The 10,874-nt window shown below is 59.8% G+C and carries 9 protein-coding genes; 6 read left to right on the top strand and 3 right to left on the bottom strand.

Annotation, left to right across the window (positions count from 1 at the left end):
- Nucleotides 1-15 precede the first annotated feature (15 nt).
- Nucleotides 16-807, bottom strand: a complete 792-nt coding sequence (locus tag ABIZ35_RS16230; RefSeq protein ID WP_348220969.1) for a DeoR/GlpR family DNA-binding transcription regulator — start codon at nt 805-807, stop codon at nt 16-18.
- Between the two features lie 126 nt (nt 808-933).
- On the bottom strand, nt 934-1,749 hold the full coding sequence (locus ABIZ35_RS16235) for a DUF1559 domain-containing protein (RefSeq protein ID WP_348220970.1): 816 nt from the start codon (nt 1,747-1,749) through the stop codon (nt 934-936).
- Nucleotides 1,750-2,000: 251 nt separating this feature from the next.
- Here ABIZ35_RS16235 and ABIZ35_RS16240 point away from each other — a divergent pair, with 251 nt between their 5' ends.
- The 3 genes from ABIZ35_RS16240 to ABIZ35_RS16250 are packed head-to-tail and all read left to right on the top strand — an operon-like array spanning nt 2,001 to nt 6,468.
- The gene (locus ABIZ35_RS16240; protein WP_348220971.1) at nt 2,001-3,032 is read left to right on the top strand and encodes an alcohol dehydrogenase catalytic domain-containing protein; all 1,032 of its coding nucleotides are present in this window, start codon (nt 2,001-2,003) and stop codon (nt 3,030-3,032) included.
- Nucleotides 3,029-4,036 carry a Gfo/Idh/MocA family oxidoreductase gene (locus ABIZ35_RS16245; RefSeq protein WP_348220972.1) on the top strand — a complete coding sequence of 336 codons (1,008 nt, stop codon included), beginning with the start codon at nt 3,029-3,031 and terminating at the stop codon, nt 4,034-4,036. Before ABIZ35_RS16240 ends, ABIZ35_RS16245 begins: the two co-directional genes overlap by 4 nt.
- Complete coding sequence (locus ABIZ35_RS16250) at nt 4,036-6,468, top strand: family 16 glycoside hydrolase (RefSeq protein WP_348220973.1); 2,433 nt, start codon at nt 4,036-4,038, stop codon at nt 6,466-6,468. Before ABIZ35_RS16245 ends, ABIZ35_RS16250 begins: the two co-directional genes overlap by 1 nt.
- Before the next feature lie 142 nt (nt 6,469-6,610).
- Here ABIZ35_RS16250 and ABIZ35_RS16255 read toward each other — a convergent pair whose 3' ends face one another.
- Nucleotides 6,611-7,651, bottom strand: coding sequence for an LLM class flavin-dependent oxidoreductase (locus ABIZ35_RS16255; protein ID WP_348220974.1), 1,041 nt, complete (start codon nt 7,649-7,651; stop codon nt 6,611-6,613).
- A gap of 280 nt (nt 7,652-7,931) precedes the next feature.
- Between ABIZ35_RS16255 and rhaI the strand changes: the two genes are divergently transcribed.
- The 3 genes from rhaI to ABIZ35_RS16270 all read left to right on the top strand — a co-directional run bounded on the left by rhaI (nt 7,932) and on the right by ABIZ35_RS16270 (nt 10,652).
- Entirely contained in the window at nt 7,932-9,161 is a 1,230-nt protein-coding gene (gene rhaI / locus ABIZ35_RS16260; protein WP_348220975.1) for an L-rhamnose isomerase, read from the top strand.
- 70 nt (nt 9,162-9,231) lie between these two features.
- Entirely contained in the window at nt 9,232-9,774 is a 543-nt protein-coding gene (locus tag ABIZ35_RS16265; RefSeq protein WP_348220976.1) for an inorganic diphosphatase, read from the top strand.
- 20 nt (nt 9,775-9,794) lie between these two features.
- Nucleotides 9,795-10,652: a class II aldolase/adducin family protein gene (locus ABIZ35_RS16270; protein ID WP_348220977.1), complete on the top strand. Its 858-nt coding sequence runs from the start codon at nt 9,795-9,797 to the stop codon at nt 10,650-10,652.
- The last annotated feature ends 222 nt before the right edge of the window (nt 10,653-10,874 follow it).

Here is a 10,874-nt window from a genome sequence, read left to right on the forward strand (position 1 = left end):
CTAGGAGGTGAGCGCTCAGGCTTGCTGAATGGAGATTTTCTTGCTGCGGAAGGGGGCGAGGGCTTCTTCGGTGGCGCCCGAGTCGGTGATGATGAGATCAATGGCGTGCAAAGGGCAGACGAACGCGTCTGCGGTCCGGCCCAGCTTGCTGTGATCCGCGACCACGACTTTGCGGCGGGCCTGACGGATCATGGCCGCATTCACATCCGCTTCATCGGGATGGTTCGCGGTGAGGCCGGATTTGGGTTCGATGCCGTCCACGCCGATGAAGGTGATATCGATCGGGGTATCTGCGATTGTTTCCAGGCTGGTGGGGCCGAGGACGGAAAACCAGCCGCCGCTCACATAGCCGCCGGTCAGGAGCACGCGCAGCGTGGCGGAGCGGGCTAGCTCCATCGCGATATTCAGGGCGTTGGTGACGATGGTCACATCTTTGCGCAGCTTGAGCGCGCGCGCGATCTGTGTCGTGGTGGTGCCGGCGCTGAGAGCGACGATATCGCCGTCCTTGACGTGTTCGCTGGCCGCCAGACCGATCCGGCGCTTTTCGTCCGCATAGAGCTGGTCGCGTTCCTGAAAGTCCGCGTCGTACCGGAAGTGTTCGTACAGCGACGATTCGATCGGAACCGCGCCGCCATGCCGCCGCCGCAGGAGGCCTTGCTCTTCCAAACTGCGCAGGCTGCGTCGCACAGTCGTCGCGGAAACCCCCAATTGTTCGGCCAGATCGTTGACCGAGACATCTCCCGCTAACAGCAGATCTTGTAAGATTTCCTGCCGACGCTTGCTCGCCACTTGCTTTCTAACAGCCATGATTTTTCCTTATGGCCATTATACCTATCAATGAGCATTCGGAAGCAAGCGGGGGTATGGGGAATGCAAAGGAGCCTGGGGAATAAATCCCCAGGCTCCCAGCAGAATTCGCTGTGACGCGGACGGTTAAATATGGCTGAACGTGGCCCCGAATCCGGAGACGCCGGTCCCTGCGGAATGCGTTGTGCCGCCGCCGTCATTATATTGGGGATCTGTCTCGATGGACGCCGATTGCCCAGGCGACACCGATGTGCCGCGCAATGCTTTCACATGGCCGTCGGCCATCGCAAAGTTGGAGAGATCTGTGTGACGTCCGGTGGCGGAAACCCAGTAACCCTTCGCCGGCAAGCCGCACCCATTCGACGCGGGAACGGGATTGCCCATCGGCCCGCTGGAGTAGGCAATATTCGGTCCGGCCTGGTCCAGATATCCCGCGCAGCGATCCGGCCCCCATCCTCCGGCGGAGTTGGTTTCCAGGGGGCTGAGCAAATCCGCTCCCTGCCCTTCGCATTCGAACAGCAGCACGGTTTTCGCCGGTGAGTTATCCGCGGCGAGCCTGCCGCCATTGGTCTGGCCATCCAGATTGGCGTTCAGTCCGTAGGAAGTGGGGTAATAGGTCACGCCGCCACTGACGGAGACGGAGACCGACTCATCTGGACACTTATAGACACCGACACTTTTCAAATAGGGATAGACTTTGCCGGCCCAGCCGCGCGCCTTTTGCGGATTGCCTCCGTAAGTCGATGTCGGCCAGGTTTCGTCGTTGTCCTGGACATACTGGAGCAACCCCAGGCCGATCTGCTTCATGTTGGAAGTGCAGCTAATCTGCCGAGCCTTTTCGCGAGCCTTGGCGAAGACGGGGAATAAGATTGCCGCAAGAATCGCGATTATTGCGATGACAACGAGCAATTCAATCAGTGTGAACCCTAATTTCTTCTTCATTTTGCCTCTTGTTCTGTATAGATAATACGCTTTATTTTGATCCCGCGCCGCAGAAGACACGGGAACGAACTCAGTATAGGACAAGAATCGCGACACGTCAAGATTTTTTTGAAAATAGTGATCGTATTATTCTATAATGAGCAAATATCAAGATTTTATTTGATTATTTTGACCGATATAAATAATAAAGAGCGTAATCTGTGCTATAGTATCGCATAGAATTTTGCATTGTCGAGACAAGGAGAAACGTTATGAATACGATCCCACAGGAAGTTACCGTCCCGCATTTCGTGGGCGGCCGCCGGATCGCTACGACGACGAAGGCCGTGCCGCAGCCCGGCCCTGGGCAGTTGTTGATCGAGGTCAAGGCCAACGCCTTATGCGGCTCGGAGCGCGGCCAGTTCTGTGACGGTACGGATGTCACGCCCGGCCATGAAGCCGCCGGCGTCGTGGTCGCCGCCGGCCCTGGGACCAAGACTCCCGTGGGGACGCCGGGCGGGATCTTTTTGATGGACTTCTGCGGTGAGTGTCGTTCATGCGTGCAGGGCTACACGAACCAGTGTCTCGCAAAGCGGGGCGATATGGGCTTCAATCGCGACGGCGGATATGGGGTCTATGAACTGGTCCACGAGAGCATCTTTTTCCCCGTGCCGTCCGATGTGACTCCGACGGAGGCGACGCTGCTCTTGGACATCATGGGCACTGGCGGCCATGCGATCCGCCGCGCTTCCCTGGTCCACAAAGATATTCAGTCCATCTTGATCCCCGGCGCGGGTCCGATCGGTCTGGGCCTGCTGGCGATGGTGAAGCTGATGCTGGGGGATGAGATCCCGGTGGTTCTCTCCGATGTCGTCCCTTACCGGCTTGCCCTGGCCGAGAAGATGGGAGGACTTCCGGTCCTCGCGACCGAAATGTCGCTTGCCGAAGGAATGCGCCGACATGGCTTGGAAGCGCCGGATGTCGTGTTCGACGCCGCCGGCCAGGAGCGGGTGCGCGACGAGAGCATGGCGCTGCTCGCGCACCGGGGCGTCCTGGTCAGCGTCGCGCATGGCGGCGGCTTGTCCATCAAGAGCCTTTACAGCGACTTTGTGTTCCGGGAAATGACCCTGATTGGAAGCGAGTACTTCGCATACAATGAGCTGCCGGGTAACTTGGATCTGCTGCGGGCGAACAAAGATTATTTGAACCAGATCATCACGCACAAGTTTGGCGTTGGTGAAATCCAGCACGCCTTTGAGCTGTTCTTTGGCGGAAACACGGGAAAGGTCATCATCGAGCAATGACGGAAGATAAGAAGATCAAAGTCGCCGTGATCGGCACAGGGGGCTGGGGGCGCCAGCACGCGCGCGTCTTTTCCCAGCGTCCCGATGTGGAGTTTTGCGCCGTGATGGGCCGGAACCGCGAGCGCGCCGAGTCCCGCGCCGCCGAGTTCGGCGTGCGCTCGTACACGGACATCTCCGAGATGTTGGCGCAAGAAAAGCCCGACTTCGTCAGTCTCAGCCTGCCGAACCAGGGACACTTCGAGCCGACCCTGGAAGTCATTCAGGCGGGAATCCCATTGCTGGCCGAGAAGCCGTTGGTGTTCGAATTGGCCGAAGCGGACACGCTGCTGGCCGAAGCCGCCAAGCGCGATCTCTTTTTCGCGGTCAACTTCAACCATCGCTACGCCAAGCCCGTGCGTCTTGCGCATGAGGCGATCGAGGCGGGGCGTTTGGGCGAATTGATCTTCGCGACCTGGCGCTTTGGCGGTGAGGATCTGGGCGGCGGCGGCCATCCGCACCGCAATCTGATTGAGACGCAATGCCACGGTTTCGACATGCTGGAGTTTCTGTGCGGCCCCATCGAATCCGTGATGGCGGAAATGACGGACAAGACCGGCAATGGGTTCCTGACCATGGCGCTGTCGCTGCGGTTCCAGAACGGCGCGGTCGGCAGCTTGGTCGGCTCCTATGACTCGTCGTACGCCTACCCGGACACGCATCGGGTCGAGATCAACGGAACTCAGGGACGTGTTGTGATTGAGGACACCGTGCGCCGCTATACATATCACCCCACGGGCCACGAAATGGGTGAAACGTGGCAGGCTGGCTATTTCAACGACATCGACCGTGAGTTCCATCGGACCTTCGATGTCTATCTGGACGCCATGCTGACGGCCTTCCGGAAGGGTGAGGCTCCCCCCGTGCCAGCCGAAGCCGGACGCCGCGCCCTGCGGCTGGCGCTGGCCACGATCCGTTCGTTTGAAACAGGGACACGCGTTTCCATCGATTCAGAAAGTCTCGTATAATGGTTCTCTCACGCTGCGCCGCACTCTGCGCCGTTCTGATTGGGCTGTCGCTTTCTGCCTGCGCGGATAATGCCGCCATCCATGTGAACACCGGTCAGATCGTTAGTCATATCACGCCACGAATGACCGGCTCCTGCATCGAGGACGTCAACCATGAGATCTATGGCGGCCTGTACGATCAGAAGATCTTCGGGGAGAGTTTCGAGGAGCCGCCCAGCGCCGCGAAGTTTGCGGGCTGGACAGCCTATGGCGGCTCGTGGCTGCCGGCCGGCGACGGCGCCCGCGTCACTCCCGATCCCGGCGGCAAATTGGTTTGCGATGAACCCGGCTTCGCTGACGGATCGGTAGAGGCCGACGTAAAGATCGGCGGCGGAGACAACGCCGGGCTTCTCGTGCGCGTTCAGAACCCCGGCGTCGGCGCCGACGAGTTCGACGGCTATGAAATCAGTCTGAGCGGCAATGGCCGGCAGGTGATCTTAGGCAAGCACCATCACGATTGGAAACTCCTGACTACCGCCGCCGTGTCCGCGACCGCCGGCCAGTGGAGCCACCTGCGCGTCAAGATGGCTGGCCCTCAAATCCAAGTCTATCTGAACGGGGACTCAGTTCCTGTTATCGACTTTACGGACACAGACGCGTCGCTGCTTTCGGGTGCGATTGCGCTGCGCACCTGGAACGCGGATGCATCGTTTCGCAATGTCCGTATCCAGACGGGCGCGCATGTGGCGGACGCTTCACTTTCCTCCACTCCCAGCCGCTCCGTCAGTGGAATGTGGGACGCCATCGCTGCCGGCGTTGCCGAGGCGACATTCAGCCTGGATTCCGACAACGCACTGAATGGCGCCCAGTGTCAGAAAATTCAGCATAGCGGGGGAGCGGGGCAGGTCGGCGTCGCCAACCGTGGTTTGAACCGATGGGGCATCGCCGTCCAAAAAGGGCAGCGCTTCGCTGGCCGCATTTATCTGCGCGGTCAAGACCTGCAAGGCCCGGTCACAGTCGCCCTGCAAAGCGCCGATGGTTCGACCACCTACGCTCGCCAGACCATCTCCCACGTCGCTGGCGCCTGGGCAAAGTATCCGTTCACTCTGAAATCGAGCGCCGCCGATCCCAACGCCCGTTTCGCCGTATGGATCGACCGGCCCGGTGTTTTGTGGGCCGATCAAGCCGTTCTGATGGGAACGGGCGCCGAGCAGTTCCACGGCCTGCCGGTCCGCGCGGATATCGCGAACGTATTAGTCGAAGAGGGTGTGACGTTTTTGCGCTATGGCGGTACGATGGTGAACGTCCCCGGATATCGCTGGAAGAGCATGATCGGCGATCCCGACAAGCGCCCCCCTTATCGCGGCAATTGGTATCCATATTCCAGCAACCGTTTCGGAATCTTCGACTTCCTGAACTTCTGCGAAGCGGCCCATATGGAATCCGCGTTCGCGATCAATATTGAGGAAACAGATCAAGACGTCGCCGATCTCGCCGACTATCTGACCGCGCCCGTGACCAATCCCTGGGGGCGCAAACGCGCCGCCGACGGGCATCCGGCGCCGTACAATCCTGCGTACATCGAGATTGGAAATGAAGAATACATCGGGGCCGACAACGCCGCCGATTACGAGCATTACACCGCGCGTTTCCAGGCAATCGCCCGGGCGATCCACGGCCGCAACCCCAAACTCAAACTCGTCTGCGCCGCGTGGTGGCGTCCGGACTCGCCGAACATGGAGCGCGTCTTCCAGGGGATAACAGGCGAAGCGGCGGCCTGGGACTTACACGTCTGGTCCGATTCCGCCGACGCCGGGCGGGACGTCGATCGCGACATCTCCCAGATGCAGTCGCTCTTCCAAAAGTGGGATCCGCAGGCCGCCACGAAAATCGTCATCTTCGAAGAGAACGGCAACCTGCACAACATGCAGCGCGCCCTGGGCCACGCGACCACCCTCGCCGCGATGCAGAAGCACGGCGATTTCGTCCTCGCCGCCTGTCCCGCGAACTGCCTCCAGCCCTGGCGGCAAAACGACAACGGCTGGGATCAGGGCCAGATCTTCTTCACCCCCGGTCACATTTGGCGCATGCCGCCATACTACGCCCAGCAGATGGCCGCGAACGTTTACCAGCCCCTCTGCGTCCAGAGCGCCGTGACCGGCGGCGACGGCCTCTTCGTCACCGCCACGCGCAGCGACGACGGCAAAACGCTCATTCTCAGCGTGGTGAATGTCGGTGCGGCCCCAAAACCGGCGTCGATTTCTCTGAGCGGCTTCGACGGCGTAAAGACGCCTTCAGAAGTATGGACGCTTGCGGGGGATCTGAACGCGGTCAACCCGCCCGATGGCCCGGAAGTTGTCCGCACTCAGCAGAATAAGCTGGACGCCGCCGGTGCGGCGTTCGACTATACATTTCCGGCGCACTCGTTTGTGGTGGTGCGGCTCAAGCGATAAGATGCCCCCCGGCCCCCACAGTGGGTGAAAACCATATTGTCGATTACGTGTCAAAGATTGTTCTTCGTCACGCAATCGTAATTATGGTTTTCACCCCCTGTGGGGGCCGGGGGGCATCTGGGCTATCCTAAATCAATGACCCTCATACTCCAACCAGCGCCGGCCGAAAGGCCTCCGCCAGCAATTCATACGACCGCCGCCGGTGTTCGTGGCTGTGCGTCATTGTCGTGATCATAATCTCCGGAACCCCAGTTTCTTCGGCGAACGCGCTCAGCTTCGCGCGCAACGTTTCGGGCGATCCTGTGAAGAGGCGCTGCCGGTTGTATCGAATGGCGTCGCGCTCCTGCGCCGAGTAGTCGATCGCGAGCGCTTCTTCAACAGTCGCGAGCGGCGCGAAGCGGCCCTGGACAAGGCGCAGCAGCGCGAGATCGATGGGGGCGGCGATTTCGTTCGCTTCTTCGTCCGTCGGCGCGCAGATCACGGAGACTCCCACAAAGGCGTGCGGCTCGGAGAAATAGGCTGAAGGGCGGAAGTTTCTTCGGTAGAGATTGAGTGAGTCGATCGCCGGCTCGGGATTGATATGGTGCGCGAAGGCGAAACCAAGGCCGAGCTGGCCTGCGAGTCGGGCGCTGAAGTCGCTGGAGCCGAGCAGCCAGACTTCCGGAGCATCGCCGTCGGTGGGGATCGCCTGGATCCGAGCGAACGGATGGTTGCGCGGAAACTCGCCGCTGAAGAACGAAAGCAGGTCGTTCAATTGCTCGGGGAAATCGTCGGCGTTCAGCGCTTCGCGCGAACCGCGCAGGGCAAGCGCCGTCAGCGAATCCGTGCCGGGCGCGCGTCCCAATCCCAGGTCGATACGTCCGGGATGCAGCGCTTCGAGCGTCTTAAATGTCTCGGCGACTTTGAGCGGCGCATGGTTCGGCAGCATCACGCCGCCAGACCCCACGCGCAGGTTTTTGGTGACGCTTGCCACATGTCCGATCATTACTTCGGGCGCGCCGCTTGCGATAAACGACGTATTGTGATGCTCGGCGAGCCAGTAGCGATGGTAGCCCAGATCGTCGACAAGCCGGGCGAGATCGAGTGTATTGTTCAGCGCGTCGCGCCCGGTCGAGCCGGAAGCGACGGGCGAAAGATCGAGGACGGAAAGGCGCGGCGCGCCGTCGGAATTCTGTTGGTGCATGGGTTTGTTCTCCACATGTATTCCAACGCTTTGGGGGTCGGGGACGTTCCCGAGTGACCTATGCCCGCGCTTCGCGCGCCCCTTCCCCAACGAGCTGCTGCGCAGGGGGAATGGTTAGGATTTATAAATGCTGGCCTTGCAGGGATCGGCCCCTCCGCCCCAATTCTGGGGGACCAGATTTCGGAGATTGGCATTTTCCGGGTTCCCCAGAATTGGGGCGGAGGGGCCTCCTGATCCAAATTCGTTATTACAAGATTTAACTTTGGGAGAGAACTTAAGTATGGCAACGACCAATTGGCCGGTGGAGTATGAATTGCTGGCGGCGCGTCTTACCGATCGTGGGGTGGACCTGGCGTCGGTAGAGGCGGCGCTGAAATCGCAGCAGATTGAGACGCCCTCGTGGGGCTATGCCGACGGTGGGACGCGCTTTGGCGTGTTCCGACAGCCGGGCGCGCCGCGAGATGTCTTTGAGAAGTTCGAAGACGCCGCGCAGGCGAACAAATATACCGGCATCGCCGCAGGGGTCGCCATTCATATTCCGTGGGATACTGGGAATTGGAATAAGCTCACTGAGTACGCAAAGTCGCTTGGTTTGACGGTGGGCGCGATCAACCCAAATCTCTTCCAGGATTACGACTATCGCTTCGGCAGTTTCGGCAGCGCGCGCGCCGATGTACGCGCCCGCGCCCTGGAGCACATGAAGGAATGCGTCGGCATCATGAACGCTGTCGGCTCCAAGAATATCTCCCTCTGGTTCGCAGACGGCACTAACTTCCCAGGTCAGGGCGATTTCCGGAGGCGCAAGCAGTACTTCTCCGAATGCCTCTCCGAACTGTACTCGATGCTGGCGGACGACCAGACGATGCTGGTGGAATACAAGCCCTTCGAGCCGGCGTTCTACCATACCGACATCGCCGATTGGGGCATGTCCTACGCCTTCTGTCAGAAGCTTGGCCCGAACGCCAAAGTGCTGGTGGACCTCGGGCATCATCTGCCGGGTGCGAACATCGAGCATATCGTCGCGTTTCTACTGGACGAGGGACGCCTGGGCGGCTTCCACTTCAACAACCGCAAGTACGCTGACGATGACCTGACCACGGGATCGATCAATCCTTACGAACTTTACTTGATCTTCAATGAGCTGGTCGCCGGTGAGCAGGCGGGGATCGCAAGCAACATCGCGTATATGATCGACGAAAGCCACACGATCAAGAACAAGACGGCCGAGATGATCCAGAGTCTGGTCGCGCTGCAGACGTCTTACGCCAAGGCGCTTCTTATCGACCGCGCGGCGCTCAGAACCGCGCAGGAAACGGATGATTTGATTGTGGCCGAGGAGATCATTAAAGACTCCTTTGCGACCGACGTTCGTCCTTTGCTTTGGAAAGTACGATCCGATCTGAACCTGCCCAGCCCCGCCGATCCACTACGTGGATTCCTGGAAAGTGGGTATATCGAGAAAAAAGCTAGCGAGCGCGGCGTCGGAGGCGGCAGCGGCCTCGGCGCGTAATTCGTACTCGCGATGGGGCGTCGTGGATGACGCCCCTGCCCGCGCACATTCACTCGGGAGAAAGGCCGCTTTGTCATACCACACGATTCCGATCGGCGAGGATTCGCCAAAAATCGTCAACATGATCGTCGAGATCCCGCAGGGCTCGTCGAACAAATACGAGTACGACCACGAACTCGATGTCTTCAAGCTCGACCGCACTCTCTACTCGCCATTGTTTTACCCGTTTGACTACGGCTGGATCTGCGACACTCTGGCCGACGACGGCGACCCGCTGGACATCCTCGTCATGACGACGCAGCCGACATTTCCCGGCTGCCTGATCGCCGCGCGTCCGCTCGGCGTCCTGATGATGCGCGATGACAAAGGCGCCGATGAAAAGATCCTCTCAGTGGCCGCCGCCGACCCGCGCTTTTCGGACATCGCCAAGCTCTCGGACCTGCCCTCGCATATCCTCAAAGAGATCGTCCACTTCTTCGATATCTATAAAGAACTCGAAGAAAAGCAGACAATCGTTCTGGGATGGCAGGATGTGGACACCGCCCACAGCGTCATCGAAAAGTTCCGCCTGACCCCTGCGGGCGAACCGATGCGTCCGCCTGTCCATGCCTAACGGAAGAAAAGACAAATCTTATGGCAAACAGTTCCACTGCTGCGAGTCCTCTCGCCAGTTCCGAAGATCTCCCATCATTGGAAGAGCTGATGCGCCTCATCGGCGAAGCCGGCACACGACTGGTGGAGATAGAGGCCGCCGAGGGCGCCGCCGGCAATATCTCTGTCTTTTTAGGCTGGGACACGGATCTGTCGGCCCATTTCCCACGCGAGCAGCCCTACACCCTGCCCGAGGCTGTGCCCGAACTCGCCGGTAAGATCTTCCTGGTGACCGGCTCCGGCCGTCGCCTGCGCGAAATCGGTCGCGATCCCGAGGCCAACCTCGGCGCTCTGCGCATCCTCCCCGGCGGCGAATCGGCCACGCTCTACACCTCCGAACGCTGCTTGTTCGAGCGCCCCACCAGCGAGTTCAACTCACATCTGGCCGTCCACCGAGCGATGATCGCACGCGACAATCTGAATTTTCACGCCGTCATCCACGCCCAGCCTTTGTATCTGACATACCTGAGCCACATCCCTCGCTACCAGGACACCCGCTACCTCAACCGCCACATCCTGCGCTGGCAGCCCGAGACCCTGGTCCACCTGCCGCGTGGCGTCGCGTTTCTGCCGTTCCTGATGCCCGGCTCGCCTGAACTGATGGACGCCACCGTGTCGTCAATGGAAGCCGACTATCGCGTTGTTTTGTGGGCAAAACACGGCGTCATGGCCCGCAGCGATCAGTCGGTGAAGCGCGCAGCGGACCGGATCGAATACGCCGAGACCGGCGCACGCTACGAATACCTAAACCTGACTAACCACGGCTTGGCCGACGGCCTGACCGAAGACGAACTGCGGCGCATCGCGGAGAAGTTCGGCGTGGACCAGGATTATTTCTGAGCGACATCGCCCTCGCGGCGCTGCTGCATACGCGTAACGGAAGGGAAGTATAATAACGAAAGCCGTTATTATACTTTAGAGCCTCTAAGTATAATAACTGTAGTTTAGCGGTTTTACCGCTCTCTCTTTTCCTGGCTCACATGGCCTCCGCCATCTGATCAGATTTATTGCGACTTTGCTCGTTCTCGATGGAAGTGTCAAAAACTCCATCTTGATGCTTGG

Origin of the sequence: Capsulimonas sp., from assembly GCF_039929585.1 — a bacterium.
Classification (GTDB): domain Bacteria; phylum Armatimonadota; class Armatimonadia; order Armatimonadales; family Capsulimonadaceae; genus Capsulimonas.